At 69.2% G+C, this 18,504-nt stretch carries 17 protein-coding genes; 9 read left to right on the plus strand and 8 right to left on the minus strand.

The annotated features are described in order from the left end of the window. Positions 1–24: 24 nt before the first annotated feature. From RT282_RS07335 to RT282_RS07350, 4 genes are all read right to left on the minus strand, one after another. The gene (locus tag RT282_RS07335) at positions 25–1,311 is read right to left on the minus strand and encodes an aminotransferase class I/II-fold pyridoxal phosphate-dependent enzyme (RefSeq protein ID WP_313312970.1); all 1,287 of its coding nucleotides are present in this window, start codon (positions 1,309–1,311) and stop codon (positions 25–27) included. Positions 1,312–1,387: 76 nt separating this feature from the next. Further along, positions 1,388–2,041: a 3'-5' exonuclease gene (locus tag RT282_RS07340; RefSeq protein ID WP_313312971.1), complete on the minus strand. Its 654-nt coding sequence runs from the start codon at positions 2,039–2,041 to the stop codon at positions 1,388–1,390. Positions 2,042–2,053: 12 nt separating this feature from the next. Beyond that, positions 2,054–3,055, minus strand: a complete 1,002-nt coding sequence (gene rhuM / locus RT282_RS07345; protein ID WP_313312972.1) for a RhuM family protein — start codon at positions 3,053–3,055, stop codon at positions 2,054–2,056. A gap of 83 nt (positions 3,056–3,138) precedes the next feature. Continuing rightward, entirely contained in the window at positions 3,139–5,133 is a 1,995-nt protein-coding gene (locus RT282_RS07350) for a U32 family peptidase (RefSeq protein ID WP_313312973.1), read from the minus strand. A gap of 196 nt (positions 5,134–5,329) precedes the next feature. Between RT282_RS07350 and gltS the strand changes: the two genes are divergently transcribed. The 5 genes from gltS (at position 5,330) to RT282_RS07375 (ending at position 10,717) form a co-directional block, all read left to right on the plus strand. Continuing rightward, on the plus strand, positions 5,330–6,544 hold the full coding sequence (gltS, locus tag RT282_RS07355) for a sodium/glutamate symporter (RefSeq protein ID WP_313313989.1): 1,215 nt from the start codon (positions 5,330–5,332) through the stop codon (positions 6,542–6,544). 12 nt (positions 6,545–6,556) lie between these two features. Continuing rightward, positions 6,557–6,781 carry a hypothetical protein gene (locus tag RT282_RS07360; protein WP_312304323.1) on the plus strand — a complete coding sequence of 75 codons (225 nt, stop codon included), beginning with the start codon at positions 6,557–6,559 and terminating at the stop codon, positions 6,779–6,781. 47 nt (positions 6,782–6,828) lie between these two features. After that, complete coding sequence (gene tadA, locus RT282_RS07365) at positions 6,829–8,028, plus strand: tRNA adenosine(34) deaminase TadA (protein WP_313312974.1); 1,200 nt, start codon at positions 6,829–6,831, stop codon at positions 8,026–8,028. A 9-nt stretch (positions 8,029–8,037) separates the two neighbouring features. After that, positions 8,038–9,024, plus strand: coding sequence for an LD-carboxypeptidase (locus RT282_RS07370; protein WP_313312975.1), 987 nt, complete (start codon positions 8,038–8,040; stop codon positions 9,022–9,024). Positions 9,025–9,160: 136 nt separating this feature from the next. Further along, entirely contained in the window at positions 9,161–10,717 is a 1,557-nt protein-coding gene (locus tag RT282_RS07375; RefSeq protein WP_313312976.1) for a methyl-accepting chemotaxis protein, read from the plus strand. A gap of 92 nt (positions 10,718–10,809) precedes the next feature. Here the strand turns inward: RT282_RS07375 and RT282_RS07380 are convergent, their stop codons facing one another. Genes RT282_RS07380 through RT282_RS07390 form a run of 3 tightly spaced genes read right to left on the minus strand, consistent with a single transcriptional unit; the run spans position 10,810 to position 14,194 of the window. Then, positions 10,810–11,682 carry a MinD/ParA family protein gene (locus tag RT282_RS07380; RefSeq protein ID WP_313313992.1) on the minus strand — a complete coding sequence of 291 codons (873 nt, stop codon included), beginning with the start codon at positions 11,680–11,682 and terminating at the stop codon, positions 10,810–10,812. 9 nt (positions 11,683–11,691) lie between these two features. Then, on the minus strand, positions 11,692–12,477 hold the full coding sequence (locus tag RT282_RS07385) for a GGDEF domain-containing protein (RefSeq protein ID WP_409519463.1): 786 nt from the start codon (positions 12,475–12,477) through the stop codon (positions 11,692–11,694). A 25-nt stretch (positions 12,478–12,502) separates the two neighbouring features. Beyond that, positions 12,503–14,194: a SulP family inorganic anion transporter gene (locus RT282_RS07390; protein ID WP_313312978.1), complete on the minus strand. Its 1,692-nt coding sequence runs from the start codon at positions 14,192–14,194 to the stop codon at positions 12,503–12,505. Between the two features lie 140 nt (positions 14,195–14,334). On the opposite strand from RT282_RS07390, the gene RT282_RS07395 reads away from it, so the two are divergent. The 3 genes from RT282_RS07395 (at position 14,335) to RT282_RS07405 (ending at position 17,120) form a co-directional block, all read left to right on the plus strand. After that, positions 14,335–14,928 carry a BON domain-containing protein gene (locus RT282_RS07395; protein ID WP_313312979.1) on the plus strand — a complete coding sequence of 198 codons (594 nt, stop codon included), beginning with the start codon at positions 14,335–14,337 and terminating at the stop codon, positions 14,926–14,928. A gap of 47 nt (positions 14,929–14,975) precedes the next feature. Continuing rightward, the gene (locus RT282_RS07400) at positions 14,976–16,223 is read left to right on the plus strand and encodes a PLP-dependent transferase (RefSeq protein ID WP_313312980.1); all 1,248 of its coding nucleotides are present in this window, start codon (positions 14,976–14,978) and stop codon (positions 16,221–16,223) included. A gap of 111 nt (positions 16,224–16,334) precedes the next feature. Further along, positions 16,335–17,120: a DUF2189 domain-containing protein gene (locus tag RT282_RS07405; protein ID WP_313312981.1), complete on the plus strand. Its 786-nt coding sequence runs from the start codon at positions 16,335–16,337 to the stop codon at positions 17,118–17,120. Here the strand turns inward: RT282_RS07405 and RT282_RS07410 are convergent. Next, positions 17,117–17,785: an arylesterase gene (locus RT282_RS07410; protein WP_313312982.1), complete on the minus strand. Its 669-nt coding sequence runs from the start codon at positions 17,783–17,785 to the stop codon at positions 17,117–17,119. The genes RT282_RS07405 and RT282_RS07410 overlap by 4 nt on opposite strands. 12 nt (positions 17,786–17,797) lie before the next feature. On the opposite strand from RT282_RS07410, the gene RT282_RS07415 reads away from it, so the two are divergent. Next, a complete protein-coding gene (locus RT282_RS07415) occupies positions 17,798–18,493 on the plus strand; it encodes an ABC transporter ATP-binding protein (RefSeq protein WP_313312983.1) in 696 nt (231 codons plus the stop codon). The last annotated feature ends 11 nt before the right edge of the window (positions 18,494–18,504 follow it).

Below are 18,504 nucleotides of genomic sequence, written 5' to 3' on the forward strand. Positions count from 1 at the left end.
AGGCTTGTAAAAAAAGCCGCCCGTTCAGACCGCGTCCAACGCCTGGTGCAGGTCGGCCAGCAGGTCGTCGATGTGCTCGATGCCGATGGACAGGCGCACCATGCCCTCGGTCACGCCGGCCTTGGCCAGTTCATCGGCGTCCAGCTGGCGGTGCGTGGTGGAGGCCGGGTGCGTGGCCAGCGATTTCGCATCGCCGATGTTCACCAGGCGCAGGAACAGCTGCAGCGCGTCCAGGAAGCGCGCGCCGGCGGCGCGTGCGTCCTCGCCGGCGGCGGTCTTCAGGCTGAACGACAGGATGCCCGAGGCGCGGCCACCCAGCTGCTTTTGCACCAGAGCATGGTCGGGGTGGTCGCTCAATCCGGCGTAGCGCACCCATTCCACCTTGGGGTGCTTCTGCAGCGCCTCGGCGATCTTTTGCGCGTTTTCGCAGATGCGGTCCATGCGCAGCGGCAGCGTCTCGATGCCCTGCAGCGTCAGAAAGGCGTTGTGCGGCGACAGGGCGGCGCCCATGTTGCGCAGCGGCACCACGCGCACGCGGCCGATGTAGGCGGCCGGGCCGAGAGCCTCGGTGTAGACCACGCCGTGGTAGCTCACGTCGGGCTCGTTCAGGCGCTTGAAGCGCGCCTTGTGCTGGCCCCAAGGGAACTTGCCGCTGTCGACGATGGCGCCGCCGATGCTGTTGCCGTGGCCGTTCAGGTACTTGGTCAGCGCGTGCACCACGATGTCGGCGCCGTGCTCGAAGGGGCGCAGCAGGTAGGGGCTGGCCACCGTGTTGTCCACGATCAGCGGCACGCCGTGGGCGTGCGCCACGTCGGCCAGGGCGCGGATGTCGGTCACGTTGCCCAGCGGATTGCCGATGGATTCGCAGAACACGGCCTTGGTGCGCTCGTCGATCAGCCGGGCGAAGCTGGCCGGGTCGCGCGGGTCGGCAAAGCGTACCTCGATGCCCTGCTGCGGAAAGGTGTGGGCGAACAGGTTATAGGTGCCGCCGTAGAGCGTGCTGGCGCTGACGATGTTGTCGCCGGCCTCGGCGATCGCCTGGATGGCATAGGTGACGGCCGCCATGCCCGAGGCCACGGCCACCGCGCCGATGCCGCCTTCGAGGGCCGCGACGCGCTTTTCCAGCACGTCGGTGGTGGGGTTCATGATGCGCGTGTAGATGTTGCCCGGCACCTTCAGGTCGAACAGGTCGGCGCCGTGCTGCGCGCTGTCGAAGGCGTAGGCCACCGTCTGGTAGATGGGCACGGCCACGGACTTGGTGGTCGGGTCGGGCGAGTAGCCGGCGTGCACGGCCAGGGTTTCGATGCGCATCGAGAGTCTCCAGGAGGTGTGTTGGGGGAAGCGGCCATTGTCGGCCAGCCGCTGCGGACGCCGAACGACGCGCTGGCTATGTGCTTATGCGCGCTGGGCGGGAGCGGCGCTCCGGTGCAGGCGGCGGCTGCGTCGCCTCCCACGCGGGCAGCGCTTGCCACAGCACGGCTGGCGCGTGCGCGTCGGTGGCGGCATAGCGGATCTGCCCGGGGCTCAGCGTGCGCGCCGCCCAGTTGGAGGTGGAGGCTTTCTTGCTCTTGGTCAGCGACTGGCCCAGCACCAGCGCCACGGCCGCGCGCACGCCCGTGTTGCGCCCGAAGCCGTGGCGGGCGAACACGCGGTCCAGGTCCTGCAGCCCGGCGGGCCCCACGCCCAGGCGCCTGGGCAGGCTGCGCCGGTCGTTGTCCAGACCGAAGCCCGCCTTGGCGATGCGCGCGTTGGCCAGCACCTCGCGCGCCAGCTGCAGCGCCTCGGGCTGGTGCAGCTGCAGCAGCCAGGCGTCCTCGGGCGTTGCCAGCTGCACCAGGTCGGGGCCGGGGTCGTGCGCGCCGGCGGTGAAGACCGGCCGGCTCTCGGTGTCGAACCCCAGCACCGGCTGCGCCAGCAGCACGGCGCGCGCGGCGGCGAAGTCCTGGGGCGCGGCAGGGATGTGGATGCGCGCGGGCGCCAGCGTGGGAAAGAGCGGCAGCAGGGCCGATTGTTCTTTGGTGGGCGGCAGGCGGCGGGGCATGGAAGGGGGGGTTCAGGCTGCGCGCGCCGCTTCAAGGGGCGCCAGCATGTTCTGGATCAGGCGGATCATGATGTCCTTGGCGGCCGGGTTGGATTCGGCCACCAGCAGCGCCAGCGCCGCCAGGCCCACGTCGTTGATGACCGGCTCGCTGCCGCGCAGCAGCCGCCCGTTGCGCGCCAGGAAGTCCACGAACAGGTAGGAGCCGATGCGCTTGTTGCCGTCCGCGAACGGATGGTTCTTGATGATGAAGTACAGCAAGTGCGCGGCCTTGGATTCCACCGTGGGGTAGGCCGGCTCGCCGAACACGGTCTGCTCCAGGTTGCCCAGCGTGGCGGCGAAGGCATCGCCGCGCTCGCGGCCGAACAGGGCGGTGGCCTCCCGGCGCGCCATCAGGTCGGCTTTCAGGCGCGCGATGCCGGCGCGGGCCTCTTCAGGCTCCGGCAGCGTGCCGCCGGGGCTGCCGGCCGGGTCGGCGAGCAGGCCCTCGTCATAGCGCTGCAGCCACAGGAAGGTGTGGGTGTAGCGCGCGATCACGTCCACCAGGCCGCGGCCCTGGTCGGTGGTCAGCGCCTCGCCGGCTGCCGCCTTGCGCACCAGGGCCAGGGCGGCTTCCAGCTCGGCTGCGTTGTGCTCGAAGCGTTGGCGGTTCAGGGTGTAGCCCTGGACGAGGTGCTCGCGCAGGACGGTGGTGGCCCACTGGCGAAAGCGCGTACCTTGCAGCGACTTGACGCGGTAGCCCACGGAGATGATCACGTCCAGGTTGTAGTGCGCGATCTCGCGCTGCACCTGGCGTTTGCCTTCCTGGCGAACCATCCGGAAATTCCGGAAGGTTGCCTCCTGCTGCAGTTCGCCTTCGGCATAGACGTTGCCGATGTGCTCGTTGACCGTGCGGACATCCTTGTCAAACAGCTCCGCCATCTGCGCCTGGCTCAGCCACACGGACTCGCCCTCCAGACGCACCTGCACGGCGTGCTGGTCCGAGTCGAAGATGACGATCTGGCTGGGCGCAGTCATGGCGGCTTCCTGAAGGCAGGGGGCAAAGAGTGTGCCGCAATGCCGCCGGTGCCGGCCTGCGGCTTTCCCGCAGCCGGGGGCGCTCAGGGCGCGGGCCGCGTCCGGTAGAACTGCAGCGGCCGCTCCTGCATCTCGCGCCGGTGCTGGTTCAGCACCGACTTCTTCATACGGCCCACCACGTGCATCTCGCAGGGCTTGCAGTCAAAGCGCAGGGTGAGCTTTTCCTTGCCGTTGATGAGCTGCAGCGGCTCGGCCTTGATGGTGCCCTTCACGCCGATCACGCCCTTGGCCTGCTTGGGGCACAGGCTCATGGAAAAGCGCACGCAGTGCTTGGTGATCATCAGGCTGACTTCGCCTTCTTCCTCTTTCGACTCGTAGGCGGCGTCGATGACCTTCACGCCGTGGCGCGCGTAAAAGTCGTGCGCCTTGTGGTTGAAGACATTGGCCAGATAGCTCAGCGTGTCTTCGGGGAAGGGCACGGGGGGCTGCACGGGCGCGGCGCGCGGCAGGCGCACGAAGCCCGCGGCTCGTGCCGCCTCCAGTTGCGCCAGGGCGTCGCGGCGCAGCTGGTTCAAGGCCGAGGCGGGTACGAACCACGGCTGCGACAGCTGCAGGCCGATGTCGTGCACCGCGAAGATCGTCGTGCCGAAGCGTCCGAGCTGCTCACGCAGCGTGGCTTCGGCGCGGGCCGGGTCGGTGGCAGGCGCGTGGGCCAGGGCGACGGCGGCGCTGCCGGTGAAGCCGTCTTCGTCGGTCAGCGTCAGGGCCAGGCCCTCGGGTGTTTCCCACAGCTGCGCCCACAGGCCGATGCGGCGGTCGCTGGATTTCTTGTCCAGCGTGCGTACCCAGTCCATGTCGCGGTTGCGGTTGATCTCCAGGCCGCGGCGCAGATCCTTGAAACCGGCCATCGCATCCTTGGGGAAGACGCGCCACAGGCCCTTTTTCTCGTTCAGGCTTTCCGCGCGGTTGATGTGGACGCCCACCAGTTCCTTGTGCAGGTCCCAGTAGCACAGGCCATCGCCGTTGTGCAGCACCGTGGCTTTGTCCGAAGTCTCCAGCTCGAACCACTTGTCACCGATTTGCGTGACCCAGCCGATCGCGCGGCCCGGCGTCTTGGGCGTGTCGAAGGCGCCGATGTCGTCCTGGCGGCCGTTGACGAAGTAATCGGTGAACTCGCGGTTGAAGTTCTGGTCCGGGTCGGGCGTGAAGGTGAAGGTGGTGCGTCCCGACGAGGATCGTGCCAGTGGCGCGCCCGTGAATTCGCGCTCCTCGATGATCTCGTCCAGCAACCGGCGGTAGTGGGCCGTGATGTTCTTCACATAGCCCAGGTCCTTGTAGCGGCCCTCGATCTTGAAGCTGCGCACGCCGGCGTCGATCAGAGCGCGCAGGTTGTCGCTCTGGTTGTTGTCCTTCATCGACAGCACGTGCTTCTCGTGCGCCAGGATGCGGCCCTGACCGTCCAGTATCTCGTAGGGCAGGCGGCAGGCCTGGTTGCAGTCGCCGCGGTTGGCGCTGCGCCCGGTGTGGGCGTGGCTGATGAAGCACTGGCCCGAATAGGCCACGCACAGCGCGCCGTGGATGAAAAACTCGATGGTGGTGCGCGCAGGATCGGTGGCGGCGCGGATGGCCGCGATCTGCTGCAGATCCAGTTCCCGCGCCAGCACGATCTGCGACAGGCCTACGTCCTGCAGAAAACGGGCCTTTTCCGGCGTGCGGATGTCCGTCTGCGTGCTGGCGTGCAGCTGCAGCGGCGGCAGGTCCAGCTCCAGCAGGCCCATGTCCTGGATGATGAGCGCATCCGCCCCGGCCTCGTACACCTGCCAGGCCATCTTGCGCGCGTCCTCCAGCTCGTCGTCGCGCAGGATGGTGTTCAGGGTGATGAAGATGCGGCTGTTGAACCGGTGGGCGTGGCGGATGAGCCGCTCCAGCTCGCGCAGGTCGTTGCCGGCGGTGGCGCGCGCTCCGAAGGCCGGGCCGCCGATGTAGACGGCATCCGCGCCATGGTTCACGGCCTCGATGCCGATGTCGGCATCGCGCGCGGGCGAGAGCAGTTCAAGCAGGTGGGGTTGCAGGGACATAGGGCGCGGATTATCCCCGCGCGGCCTTTTGCTTGCCCGCGCGGGGCCGCAGGGACGGTCCACGGCCTGCGGCACAATCTCGGGTTTTCCCTGATGCAACGGCACCGCGGTGCTTGCCTGTGCCTACACGGCCGGGCTGCATGGCCGGCATAGCATGGCGGCCACCGCCGGGGCGCACACCTTTCCTGTCCAGACCATGGCCATTCAGTTCGGCACCTACTACACACTCATCTTTGCCGCCATCGTGCTGCTGGTGGGCAAGTTCCTTGTGCAGCGCATCCGTTGGCTGCGCGAATTCAATATCCCCGAGCCCGTGGCCGGCGGTCTGGTGGCTGCGCTCATCTCCTGGGGCCTGAACGTCACCACCGGCGTACAGCCGTCCTTCGACACCAGCCTGCAGACGGCCTTCATGCTGGTGTTCTTCTCCTCCATCGGCCTGAGCGCCAACTTCGCCAAGCTGCGCGAGGGCGGCATGGGGCTGATCGTCTTCCTGCTGGTGGTGGTGGTGTTTATCGTGGTGCAAAACAGCGTCGGTGTGGCGCTGGCCAGCGTGCTGGGACTGGACCCGCTGATCGGCCTGATCGCCGGCTCGATCACCCTGGTGGGCGGCCATGGCACGGCCGGCGCCTGGGGCCAGGTGCTGGAGAATCAGCACGGCATCCGCGGCGCCGTCACGCTGGGCATTGCCTGCGCCACTTTCGGCCTGGTCATCGGCGGGCTGATCGGCGGGCCGCTGGCCAAGGGGCTGATCCATCGCAACAACTTGCACGGCCCGCAGGGCGACGGCATCCACGGCGCGCTGGAGGCGGGCACGCCCAACTTCGAGTTTCCGCACAAGACGCGTCTCATCACCGCCGACGCCACCATCGAGACACTGGCGCTGTTCGCCGGCTGCCTGGCGTTCGCCGAGTTCATGACGCACTTCACCGCCGGCACAGCCGTGCAGCTGCCCACCTTCGTCTGGGCACTGGGCGGGGGCGTGCTGATCCGCAACGTGCTGGACTACGTCTTCAACTTCGAGGTCTTCGACAGGGCCATCGACGTGTTCGGCAACGCCGGTCTGTCGATCTACCTGGCCATCGCACTGCTGTCGTTGAAGCTGTGGGAGCTGGCCGGACTGGCCGGGCCGCTGGTCATCATCCTGGGAGTGCAGACGGTGGTCATGGCCGCCTATGCCGCCTTCATCACCTTCCGCATCATGGGCCGCAACTACGATGCGGCCGTGCTGTGCGCCGGCCACTGCGGCTTCGGCATGGGCGCCACGCCCACGGCGGTGGCCAACATGCAGGCCATCACCAACCAGTACGGCGCCTCGCACAAGGCCTTTTTGATCGTGCCCATGGTGGGCGCCTTCTTCATCGATTTGGTCAACGCCGTGGCGATTCAGGTCTTCATCAAGTTCTTCGGCTAAGGAAAGCACGCTATGCGCCTGGGTTTCGGACTGATCGCGCTGCTGGCAGCGCTGGCCATCGTGGCCGTGCTGGCCAAGAAGCAGACCGGCGCCGTGCGCATGGCCACGCCGCCGGCCGCCACCAGCACCACCGACGCCACCGTGCGCGCGCAAAGCCAGCAAATCCAGCAGCAGGTGCGCGAGCAGGTGGACGCCCTGATGCAGCAGCCCCGCTCCCTGCCGGACGATGCGCAGTGAAATCGGCCCCTAGCCCTTGCCAGTCAAGCGCAAGCAGCTATGAAAACATGAGCGGCGAGGCCACCCAGGCGCAGCAGGACGCGCACTGGATGCGCCTGGCCCTGGACCAGGCCCGCGCCGCGCGCGACGCGGGCGAGGTGCCCGTGGGCGCCGTGCTGGTGCGCGGTGGCGAGCTGATCGCCACCGGCTGCAACGCCCCCCTGGCCGGCTGCGACCCGACAGCCCATGCCGAGATCGCCGCGCTGCGCGCTGCCGGCCAGCGGCTGCGCAACTACCGGCTGGACGGTTGCACGCTGTACGTCACGCTGGAGCCCTGCGCCATGTGCGCCGGCGCCATGCTGCACGCCCGTCTGGCCCGCGTGGTCTACGGCGCGGCCGATCCCAAGACCGGCGCTGCCGGCTCGGTGCTCGACCTGTTTGGCGAGCCGCGCCTGAACCACCACACCCGGATCGCCGGCGGTGTGCTGGCCGGCGAATGCACGGCCCTGCTGGGCGACTTCTTCCGCGAACGCCGCCAGGCCCAGCGCCCGGCATACCCGCTGCGCGACGACGCCCTGCGCACACCCGAGGCGCGCTTTGCCGGGCTGGATGGCGACTGGCCGGCGCAGCACTACGTGAGCGACCTGCCGGCCCTGGCCGGCCTGCGCCTGCACTACCGCGACATGGCGCCGGGGCAGGGCGCCGGCGCCCCCGCCTGGCTGCTGGTGCACGGCGCCGACACGTGGAGCCACGGCCTGCGCCACCTGGCCGCGGCGCTGGCAGGCGCCGGCCAGCGCGTCGTGGTGCCCGACCTGCCGGGCTTTGGCCGCAGCGACAAACCCAAGAAGGAGGCTGACCACACGCCCGAGTGGCACCTGCAGGTGCTGGCCGAACTGGCCGAGCGGCTGGGCCTGCAAGGCGCCGTGCTGGTGGCCTGCGGTGCGCCCTGGGCGCTGGGCCCGCCTGCGCTGGCCTCCGGGCGGTTTGCCGGTGCGCTGGCCCTCGGCGGCGCGCCCGTGCCCGGCAGCGACGCGCCATACCCCGACGCCGGCCACCGCGCCGGCCCCCGGGCCCTGGCCCGCTGGCCGCAGGGAGCCGCCAACCTGCCGCCGTCCGGCGCGCTGCGCATGGCCGACGCCGGCACGCTGGGCGCCGCTGCGCAGAGCCTGGCCACGCCGGCCGGTGCCGCCGCGCTGGCGCAGGCCGCCGTGCCATACTTTTTTCCTTCCCTTTCAACGCCCCGCACGGAGCAGGCGCCCGGCGCCTGACACACCGCCTTGCCGCACGACCAACACGATCACGACCACGCCGCCTGCGGCCACCACCACGGCCCCCGGCACATCTACATCTACTCGCCCTCGGGTGCCGTGCGCGACAAGGCAGCCTTTCGCCGCGGCGTGGCGCGCCTGCAGGCCCTGGGCCACCAGGTCGAGGTGGACCCCGACGCGCTGGCCAGCCACACCCGCTTCGCCGGCGACGACGCCACCCGCCTGGCCGCCATTCACCGCGCGGCTGCCAGCGGCGCCGATGTGGCGCTGATCAGTCGCGGCGGTTATGGCCTGACGCGCCTGCTGCCCGGCATTGCCTACAAGCAGCTGGCCAAGGCCGTGGACAAGGGTCTGCGCCTGGTGGGGGTGAGCGACTTCACGGCGCTGCAGCTGGCGCTGCTGGCCAAGACCGGCGCCACCAGCTGGGCCGGCCCGGCGCTGGTGGGCGATCTGGGCGTGGCCGGCGAGCCCGACGAGATCATGCTGGCCTGCTTGGACGACCTGCTGACCGGCCACGGCGAGGGCGCCGGCTGGCGCATGCACCGCGAAAAGCCGCTGCCGGACGGCAAGCCCGCCGTGCGCGACATCTACGTCAAGCAGGCGCCGCTGTGGGGTGGCAACCTGGCCGTGCTGTGCTCGCTGGTCGGCACGCCCTACCTGCCGCAGATCGAGGGCGGCATCCTGTTCCTGGAGGACGTGGGCGAGCATCCCTACCGCATCGAGCGGCTGCTGACCCAGCTGCTGCACGCCGGCGTGCTCAAGCGCCAGAAGGCCATCGTGCTGGGCCAGTTCAACGACTACAAGCTCACCCCGCACGACAAGGGCTTCAAGCTGCAAAGCGTGGTCGATTGGCTGCGCACCCAGGTCAAGGCCCCGGTGCTGACCAACCTGCCGTTCGGCCACGTGCCCACCAAGGTGCTGCTGCCCGTGGGCGCGCAGGTTTCGCTGTCGGTGGAAGGGCGCGACGCGCTCATCTACTGGGGCCACGCGCACTGACCTGGCACGGTGGCGCCCTTGCGCGGCGTGAGGCAGCGTGGTCGAGGGCGTACGGGAATTTTCCACTCCAAACACATTTTTACAGTTTTGTACATAATGGGTTTCCCGTCATCGCTGTATGCGAACTAAGAAACCCATGAAGCTCCGTACCCGAATCCTGCTGCTGTGCGGCACCACCTTGCTGGGCCTGGTGGTGCTGTCCCTGGTAGCGGTGACCACGCTCCGCCAGACCCTGCTCAAGGAGCGCACCACTGAACTGTCCAACCTGGTGCTGCTGGCCCATGCGGCTGCACAAAAGGCCCATGACCGCGAGAAAACCGGCGAGCTGTCGCACGAGGAGGCCCTGCGCCAGGCCAAGGCCGCCATCGCCAGCTTCCACAAGGACGACAAGTATTTCTTCGTGCGCGGCTACGGCGACGACGTGAACTACGTGCACCCCAACCCCAAGCGCGTGGGCATCGTGGACGCCAATGTCGGCCGCGCCGCCGGCGAGCGCTACCGCGCGGCGCTGCGCGAGCAGCAGCCAGTCGCCACCGTCATGGCCAAGGGCACGCGCCCGGGCGTGAAGCAGGAGGTGGACAAGCTCTACGCCATCATCCACTTCCAGCCCTGGGACTGGATCATCGGCTACGGCGACTACGTGGACGACATCGAAAGCGCCTTCTGGCGCAACACCGCCGTGCTGCTGTCCATCGGCGCCGCGCTGCTGCTGGCCGTGTGCGCGCTGGCCTGGGGCATGCTGCGCACCCTCACGCGCCAGCTGGGCGGCGAGCCGCAGTACACGGCCGAAGTGATGCAGCAGATCGCGGGGGGCAACCTCACGATCGACGTGCAGACCCGGCCCGGCGACCAGACCAGCCTGCTGCACGCCGTGCGCGTGATGCGCGACAGCCTGGCCTCCCTGGTCGGCCAGGTGCGCGACAGCACCAACTCCATCACCACGGCTTCGGCCGAGATCGCCGCGGGCAACAGCGACCTGTCTTCGCGCACTGAAGCGCAGGCCAGCGCGCTGCAGGAAACGGCGGCGTCGATGGAGCAGCTGACCTCCACGGTGCAGCAAAACGCCGAGAACGCCCGCCGCGCCAACGAGCTGGGCCAGGCGGCCTCGCAGGTGGCCCAGCGCGGCGGCACCGTGGTGCAGCAGGTGGTGGAGACCATGGGCGGCATCGACGCCTCCTCGCGCAAGATCGTCGACATCATCGGCGTGATCGACTCCATCGCCTTCCAGACCAACATCCTGGCGCTGAACGCGGCCGTGGAGGCGGCGCGCGCCGGCGAGCAGGGTCGCGGCTTTGCCGTGGTGGCCGCCGAGGTGCGCACCCTGGCGCAGCGCAGCGCCGGCGCCGCCAAGGAGATCAAGGCCCTGATCGATGATTCGGTGGCCAAGGTGGGCGAGGGTACGGCCCTGGTGCGCAATGCCGGCACCACCATGGACGAGATCGTCGAGGGCGTGCAGCGCGTGACGGCCATGATGGCCGAGATCAGCACGGCCAGTGCCCAGCAAAGCGCCGGCATCGCCCAGATCAATCAGGCCGTGGCCCAGATGGACCAGGGCACGCAGCAAAACGCCGCACTGGTGGAAGAGGCCTACGCCGCCGCCCAGTCGCTGAGCCAGCAGGCCCAGGTGCTGGCCGGCACGGTGGACCGCTTCCGCGTGGCCGGGGGCGACAGCCGCACCCTGCGGCTGGCGTAGCACGGCCTCATCATCAGAAAATTGATATGAAAATTGGCTCCAGCGCTTGCGCGGCAAGCGCTGGCAGCTATCTTTTCAGGAGCTAAGAAAGCTCAGGTGTTCCTGGTCGACAGCAGCGTCGCGTCCACCTTGCTGGCCAGCTGGGCGATGGCCAGCGCCGCCGGGCACCCGGGCATGTGCAGGGTGAGCAGCTGGCGGCGCATGACCGCGTCGCGCACCGACAGGTCGGCAGGGATGTCGCCCATGTGCACCAGCCGCATGGGCCGGCCGGAGTCGGTGGTGACGAAGCGGTCCAGCACCTGCTGCAGCTGGCCGGTGATGGCGCGGCCATCGCCCGGGCGCGCGGCCTGGTTGATCACCAGGCGCACCTGCTGGCGCTTTTGCTGCGTGGCCAGCACCTTGATGGCGGCGTAGGCGTCGGTCAGCGAGGTGGGCTCGGGCGTGGCCACGATCAACACCTCGGAGGCCAGCGAGACGGAAAACAGCACCACGTCGGAGATGCCGGCGCCGGTGTCCAGCAGCACCACGTCAAAGCGCGGCGCCAGGGTCTGGATGACGTTCAGAAACTCGCTGCGCACGGCCGGCGTGAGACGCGAATACTCGACCATGCCCGAGCCGGCCAGCACCACGGAAAAGCCGCCGGGCGCCTCGATCACGGCGTCGTCGAGCTTGGCCTTGCCGGTGAACACGTCGTGCAGCGTGATCTTGGGGTGCAGGTTCAGCACCACGTCCAGGTTGGCCAGCCCCAGGTCGGCATCCAGCACCAGCACGCGGTAGCCGCGGCGCGTCAGGGCGGCGGCCAGATTGGCCGAAACGAAGGTCTTGCCCACGCCGCCCTTGCCGCTGGTCACGGCAATGATGCGCGAGGCCAGCGGCGCCGACAGCGGCGCGGCCGCCCCGTCGCTGCCCTGTTGCAGCGGGGGCCTGGCGGAAGCGGAGGAGGGGGGCGACAGCGCGTCGTTCATCATCGTCTTTCAATAGGCGCTGTATGCAGGCGGGTCGAGCGGCGGGGGCAGTTCGCCCCAGCCGGAGGGAGTGTATAGGGGGCCGAACAGCATGCTTTTCTCTTCGGCCGTCACGGTGCTGTCGGGCTGCTCCTCGATGCTGATGCGGTTGCGCCCGCCGGCCTTGGCCTTGTACAGCTCGGCGTCGGCGCGCTCGGCCCACAGGGGCACGGTGCTGCGTATCCACTGCAGCGCAAAAGCCCCGCCGATGCTGACCGTGACGTTGACCGACAGACTGGGGGAGATGGCGATGGGCGTGGCCTCGACGGCGCGGCGCACGCGCTCGGCCACCACGCGGCCGAAGCCGAACTGGCAGGCGGGCAGAACGATGGCGAACTCTTCGCCGCCGTAGCGCGCCACGGTGTCCATGGGCCGCAGGCAGGTCTGCAGCGTCTGCGCAACGGACTGCAGCACCAGGTCGCCCGCACCGTGACCGTGACGGTCGTTGACCTGCTTGAAGTGGTCGATGTCCAGCATCAGTAGCAGCGCCGCCTCGCCCGAGCGCGCCACGCGGTCGATCTCGCTGTCCAGCACGGCGCGGATGAAGCGGCGGTTCGGCAAGCCGGTGAGGGGGTCTTTCAGCGACAGGTCGCACAGCCCGTCGATGAGTGCCTGCAGATACTCGCGCGGGGCGCGGCCGCTCAGCGAGGCTTCGCTGCCCAACGACTGGGCCACCAGCGCATGGGCGGTAGACAGTTGCAGGTCCTTCAGGTTGACCGAGGCAAGAAGCGCGGAAGTAGACACAAAAAGAAACAAACGTACTGGCGGCAGTTTAGCAGTGCTAGCCGGCTGGGGGCGCTTCTTTGACGTCGCCCGCCTGCAACGCCGCGATGGCTTCGGCGTCGGTGCGCCACGCGCGCAGATCGGGACCGTCGTGCAGCACGCCGGCGCGCTCCAGCGTGCGCTGCACGGGCAACTTGAGGCCCGCCACGTGCAGTGCACCGCCGCGGCTTAGCATCAGCGCCCGCAGGCGCATGAAGGCCTCCACGCCGGTCACGTCGATGCGGTTGATGGGCAGGGCAAACAGCGCCAGGCTGCGCAGCTCGGGCCTGGCAGCCAGCTCGTCGGCCACGCGCCGCTCCAGCGCGGCGGCGGAGGCAAAGTCCAGCTCCGCATCCATGCGCAGGGCCAGCACCTGGGGCGCCAGCGGCGCCAGCTGCCACAGGTGGCGGTCGCGCAGGCTGCCGTCCGGGTGCAGGCCCACTTCGATGATGCGCGGGTGCAGCCGCTGGTAGAGGAAGTGCGACAGGTTCATCACCAGCCCCGCCAGCACGCCCCAGTACAGGCGTGGAGCGCTGGCCAGGGTCAGCACGAAGGTGGTCAGGCCGATGGTGGTTTCCACCCGCGACACCGGCCACAGGCGCAGCATGCCCATGGGTTTGATGAGGCCGGTGACGGCCGTCACCACCACCGCCGCCAGCACCGCCTGCGGCACGTGGTAGAGCGCCGGCGTCAGCCACAGCAGCGTGGCCAGCACCAGCACCAGAGCGAACAGCGTGGCCCAGCCGCTCTTGGCGCCGGCATACAGGTTGATGGCCGAGCGCGAGAACGAGGCGCTGGTGGCGAAACTGCCGCACAGGCCCGAGCTGATCTTGGCCATGCCGTGCGCGACCAGGTCCTGGTTTTCGTTCCAGCGCGTGCCGCCCCGCGCGTGGTCCACCTTGGCGCTGGAGGCCGTCTCCAGAAAGCTCACCAGCGTGATCACCAGCACCGGCAGCGTCAGTGCACCGAACTCGTCCCAGGGCAGCCAGCCCGGCCAATAGGGTGCGGGCAGGCCCGAGGGCACGGGGCCGACCACGGCCACGCCGGCATCGGCCAGACCCATGCCCCAGCTGGCCAGCGCCGCCAGGGCAATGACCACCATGGCCGCCGGAAAACCCGAGCGCCAGCGCCGCGCCAGCATCAGGAGAGCCAGGCTGCCCAAACCGAAGGCCATGGCGCGCAGGTCGAAGTGGTGCGGCGAGGGCGCGTCCAGCAGCGCACTCCAGGTCGTGCGCAGGCCGAGCAGGGCAGGGAGCTGCGAGGCCAGGATCAGCAGCGCCGCCGCCTGCGTGAAGCTGCCCAGCACCGGCGAGGTGACCAGGTTGAGCAGCCAGCCGAAGCGCATCACGCCCAGGCTGAGCTGCAGCAGGCCGGAAAGCAGCGCCATCCACGCCGCCAACTGCACCCAGTGGGCGCTGCCGGGCTCGGCCAAGCCTGTGAGCGAGGCGCCGATCAGCAGGCTGGTCAGCGCCGTGGGGCCCACGCCCAGGCGCGTGGAGGAGCTCCACAGCACGGCGATGAGCGCCGGCACCAGCGACGCATAAATGCCCGTGACCAGCGGCATGCCGGCCAGGTGGGCATAGGCCACGCCCTGGGGCACCAGCATCAGGCCGACGGTCATGCCGGCCCAGAATTCCCCGCGCAGCAGCTCGGCCGTGGGACGCGGCCAGGCAAGGAATGGCAACCAGCGGTGCAGGGCGGGAAGGTGCATGGGGCGGCCATTGTCGCGCCACCGCCAGAACAGCGGTGGGCTGCGGCTCTTGTCCTACCGGCGTTTCGGCCATCTCCCACCCGCTTGCGCGGGGCGGTATTTTTACAGTAGCCGGCATGTCTACTGGAAGGAGAGCCTCCATGAACACGACTGAAACCAAGAACTCACCACTGCTGCGCACAGCCACCCTCGCCGCCACCGTCGCCCTGGCTCTGGGCCTGGCTGCCTGCGACAAGAACGATGACCGCACGGCCGGGCAAAAGCTGGACTCGGCCATCGCCAAGACCGAAGCGGCAGCGGAAGATGCCAAGGCCAAGACCGAGGCCGCCGCCCACGACGCCAAGGTGACCATGCAGGACGCCGCCCAGGAGGCCAAGGCCAGGACCGAAGAAGCCGCGCATGACGCCAGCGTCAAGACCGAGGAAATGACGCAGGAGGCGCGCGAGAAGATGCAGGAAACCAGCCAGCAGGCGAAGGCCGACACCCGTGAGGTGACTGCCAATGCCAAGGCTGCAGTGGAAGACGCAGGCATCACCGCCCGCGTCAATGCCGGCCTGGCCAAGGATGCGGAGCTGAGCGCCCTGCGCATCGACGTGGACACCAAGGAAGGCGTGGTTACGCTGACCGGTCCCGCCAAGAGCGAGCAGGCCAAGGAGCGCGCCACGCAGATCGCCCGCGGTGTGGAAGGCGTCAGTCGCGTGGTCAACAACCTGACCATCAACCCCGGCACCTGAGCTTCAGACTGTGCGGCCGGGGCAGCCCCAGCCGCTACCATGCGTGGATGAGCCAGACTCCCATCGACGCATCCTTTCAGGCCCCTGGCGCCTTGCCCACGCGCTTGGTGCACCACGAGTACACCCCGCCCGCTGGCTTCGCTGCACCGCAGCCAGCGGTACACAAGGCTTCCACGGTGTTGTTTCCGAATGTCGCCGCGATGCGCGCGCGTGAGTGGAAGGACAAGACCAGCTACACCTACGGCCTGCACGGCACACCTACAACCTACCAATTGGAGGAGCGCATTGCCACGCTGGAAGGGGGAGTGCAATGCCTGCTGGTGCCCAGCGGCTTGGCGGCCATTTCCAACGTCGCTCTTGCTCTGCTGAGGGCGGGCGACGAAGTGCTGCTTCCTGACAATGCCTATGGTCCTAGCAAGGCACTGGCCGAGGTGGAGCTGGCCCACTACGGCATCACCCACCGCGTCTTCGATCCGCTGGACCCGCAGGACCTGGCTGCCAAGATCACCGACCGCACGCGGCTGGTATGGCTGGAGGCGGCGGGCTCTGTGACCATGGAATTTCCTGATCTGCCGGCCCAGGTGCGCATCTGCCGCGAGCGCGGGGTGACCTGCGCTCTGGACAACACCTGGGGCGCGGGGCTAGCCTTCGCGCCGTTCGACCTGACGGGCGATGGCTCGCTGGGCGTGGACATCTCCGTGCATGCCCTGACCAAATACCCCAGTGGCGGCGGCGACGTGCTGATGGGTGCCATCACCACACGCAGCCAGCCGCTGCACCTCAAGCTCAAGCTGACGCACATGCGTCTGGGCTTGGGCGTGGGTGCCAACGATGCCGAGGCCGTGTTGCGCGCGCTGCCCAGCATCGCCCTGCGCTACCACGCACACGACCTGGCTGCGCGCGAGCTGGCGCGCTGGATGAGCGGGCAGCCGGCCGTCGCACAGGTGCTGCACCCGGCGCTGCCCGGCTCGCCCGGCCATGACCACTGGCAGGCGCTGTGCGGGAGCGCCTTTGGCGGACAGGGTGGGGCGGCTGGGCTGTTCAGTGTCGTGATCGCCGCCCGGTACGGCCAGGCGCAGGTGGACGCTTTCTGTGACGCGCTGCGGCTGTTCCGCCTGGGCTACAGCTGGGGCGGCCCGATGAGCCTGGTCGTGCCCTACGAGCTGCCCACCATGCGCGCGTGCGCCACGCCGCAGTTGGCGGACGGTACGGTGGTGCGCTTTTGTGTGGGGCTGGAGGACGTGGAAGACTTGCGCGCCGACCTGGCCCAGGCGCTTGCGCAGGCCTTCGGCTGAGGCATCGCCCGCCGTCGGCGGGTGCGGGCTTTCCTTGATGCCGTGGCCGCTCGGCCGCGCTTAAGGTGCGGGCATTCATCACGACTGCAGCCGCTGCCCCGGCTCCGCGCCATGACGGACTCGACCGCGAACCCTGGCACCCCCGCCACGCCCCCTGCGCCACCGGTGCTGCTGCCTTTGCCGCTCGGTCAGCCGTTCATTTGGCTGGCGCGCGGCGCGCGCGACGTGGTTTCCGCCCCTGGCGTGAGCCTGTTCTACGGCGTGTGCTTTTGGGCCATGGCGCTGCTGCTGGGCTGGGTGTTCCGCGCCCGGCCGGAATACACCATGTCCCTGGCCAGCGGCTGCCTGCTGGTCGGGCCTTTTCTGGCCATGGGCTTGTATGAAACCAGCCGCCGACGCGAAGCCGGTCTTCCACCCAGCCTGGGCGAGTCGCTGACCTGCTGGGACCGGCACGTCTCCAGCATGGCCATGCTGGTGCTGGCCCTCATCGTGCTGGAGCTGCTGTGGGGCCGTGCCTCGCTGGTGGTCTTTGCGGTGTTCTTCAACACCGGCATGCCGTCCACCACCGGCGTGGTGCAGGCGGTGTTCAATCCGCAGAACTGGCAGTTCGTGCTGGCTTACGCGGCGGTAGGCGGGCTGTTTGCAGGGCTGGTGTTCTGCTTCACGGTGGTGGCCATTCCCATGATCCTGGAGCGCGATACCGACGCCTTCACCGCCGCCCTGACCAGCATGCGCGTGGTGCTGGACAACCCCGGCACGATGCTGCTGTGGGGCGCGCTGATCACGCTGCTGGTCGGCCTGTCGCTGCTGGCCTGGGGCGCGGGACTGCTGCTGGTGGGGCCGCTGCTGGGGCATGCCACCTGGCACGCCTACCGCAGCGCGCTGGCGCCGGCCTAGCGCAGCAGCCTCTTCAGCTGCGGCAACACGTTGTCCAGCATCATCGGCTGGGCCTGCGCGTTGGGGTGGATGCGGTCGGCCTGGAACAGGCGCGCAGCGTCGGGCCCATCGGCCACGCCTTGCAGGAAGAACGGCACCAGCGCCGCCTTCTTCTCGCGCGCCACGTCCTGAAAGATCTGGGCGAAGCGCCGGCCGTAGTCGCCGCCGTAGTTGGGCGGCACCTGCATGCCCAGCAGCAGCACCCGGGCGCCGGCGTCCTGGGCCCGCTGGGTCATCCAGGCCAGATTGTCCTGGGTGTTCTTCAGCGGCAGGCCGCGCAGCGCGTCGTTGCCGCCCAGCTCGATGATCACGTGCGTGGGCTGGTGGGCCTTGAGCAGTGCCGCCAGCCGGGCGCGGCCGCCGGAGGTGGTGTCGCCGCTGATGCTGGCGTTGACCACGGTGGCTTCGATCTTGTCCTGCGCCAGGCGCTGGCGCAACAGCTCCACCCACCCGCTGCCGCGCGCCAGGCCGTACTCGGCGCTGAGCGAGTCGCCCACCACCAGGATGACGGGTGCGCGCGCGTTGCCTGCGGCATGCGTGCCCGCCGCCCATCCCAGGGCGGCAAGCGCCGCGATACAGTCACGCCGACCCGTGCGCCATCCGCTCAGCTTTTCAACCACATTCATCCCTTCCATTCCATGCCCGACCGCCACGCCGCGCCGCCAGACGCGCTCATCGCCGTGCAGCACCTGCACAAGAGCGTCACCGATTCCAGCGGCACGCTCGACATTCTGCGGGACATCGAGTTCTCCGTCGCGGCGCGGGAAACCATCGCCATCGTCGGCGCCTCGGGCTCGGGCAAGAGCACGCTGCTGTCGCTGATCGCCGGGCTGGACGTGCCCACCAGCGGCACGGTGCGCGTGGCCGGGCAGGACCTGTTCGCCCTGCACGAGGACGACCGCGCCGCGCTGCGTGCCCGCCGCATGGGCTTCGTGTTCCAGAGCTTTCAGCTGCTGGCCAACCTGACGGCGCTGGAGAACGTGATGCTGCCGCTGGAGCTGGCGGGCGCCCGCGATGCGCGCCGGCGCGCCGCCGACATGCTGGGCCGCGTGGGCCTGGGCCAGCGGCTGTCGCACTACCCCAAGGTGCTGTCCGGCGGCGAACAGCAGCGCGTGGCGCTGGCGCGCGCCTTCGTGGTGCAGCCGGATGTGCTGCTGGCCGACGAGCCCACGGGCAGCCTGGACTTCGCCACCGGCGCCGCGGTGATGGAGCTGATGTTCGCCCTGAACCGCGAGCAGGGCACCACGCTGGTGCTGGTCACCCATGACCGCGAGATCGCCGCGCGCTGCGGGCGGCGCATCACCATCGAGGCTGGGCGCATCGCCGCAGAATAAAAATTGATAGC

Source organism: Pulveribacter sp. (assembly GCF_032079985.1).
GTDB lineage: Bacteria > Pseudomonadota > Gammaproteobacteria > Burkholderiales > Burkholderiaceae_C > Melaminivora.

Bases quoted from the DNA above. Each gene is read 5' to 3' on its own strand.
- RT282_RS07350 (WP_313312973.1), bottom strand. From the start codon at position 5,133: ATGTCCCTGCAACCCCACCTGCTTGAACTGCTCTCGCCCGCGCGCGAT.
- RT282_RS07375 (WP_313312976.1), top strand. From the start codon at position 9,161: ATGAAGCTCCGTACCCGAATCCTGCTGCTGTGCGGCACCACCTTGCTG.
- RT282_RS07395 (WP_313312979.1), top strand. From the start codon at position 14,335: ATGAACACGACTGAAACCAAGAACTCACCACTGCTGCGCACAGCCACC.
- RT282_RS07405 (WP_313312981.1), top strand. From the start codon at position 16,335: ATGACGGACTCGACCGCGAACCCTGGCACCCCCGCCACGCCCCCTGCG.
- RT282_RS07390 (WP_313312978.1), bottom strand. From the start codon at position 14,194: ATGCACCTTCCCGCCCTGCACCGCTGGTTGCCATTCCTTGCCTGGCCG.
- RT282_RS07400 (WP_313312980.1), top strand. From the start codon at position 14,976: ATGAGCCAGACTCCCATCGACGCATCCTTTCAGGCCCCTGGCGCCTTG.
- gltS (WP_313313989.1), top strand. From the start codon at position 5,330: ATGGCCATTCAGTTCGGCACCTACTACACACTCATCTTTGCCGCCATC.
- RT282_RS07340 (WP_313312971.1), bottom strand. From the start codon at position 2,041: ATGCCCCGCCGCCTGCCGCCCACCAAAGAACAATCGGCCCTGCTGCCG.
- RT282_RS07360 (WP_312304323.1), top strand. From the start codon at position 6,557: ATGCGCCTGGGTTTCGGACTGATCGCGCTGCTGGCAGCGCTGGCCATC.
- tadA (WP_313312974.1), top strand. From the start codon at position 6,829: ATGAGCGGCGAGGCCACCCAGGCGCAGCAGGACGCGCACTGGATGCGC.
- RT282_RS07380 (WP_313313992.1), bottom strand. From the start codon at position 11,682: ATGAACGACGCGCTGTCGCCCCCCTCCTCCGCTTCCGCCAGGCCCCCG.
- RT282_RS07415 (WP_313312983.1), top strand. From the start codon at position 17,798: ATGCCCGACCGCCACGCCGCGCCGCCAGACGCGCTCATCGCCGTGCAG.
- RT282_RS07410 (WP_313312982.1), bottom strand. From the start codon at position 17,785: ATGAATGTGGTTGAAAAGCTGAGCGGATGGCGCACGGGTCGGCGTGAC.
- RT282_RS07335 (WP_313312970.1), bottom strand. From the start codon at position 1,311: ATGCGCATCGAAACCCTGGCCGTGCACGCCGGCTACTCGCCCGACCCG.
- rhuM (WP_313312972.1), bottom strand. From the start codon at position 3,055: ATGACTGCGCCCAGCCAGATCGTCATCTTCGACTCGGACCAGCACGCC.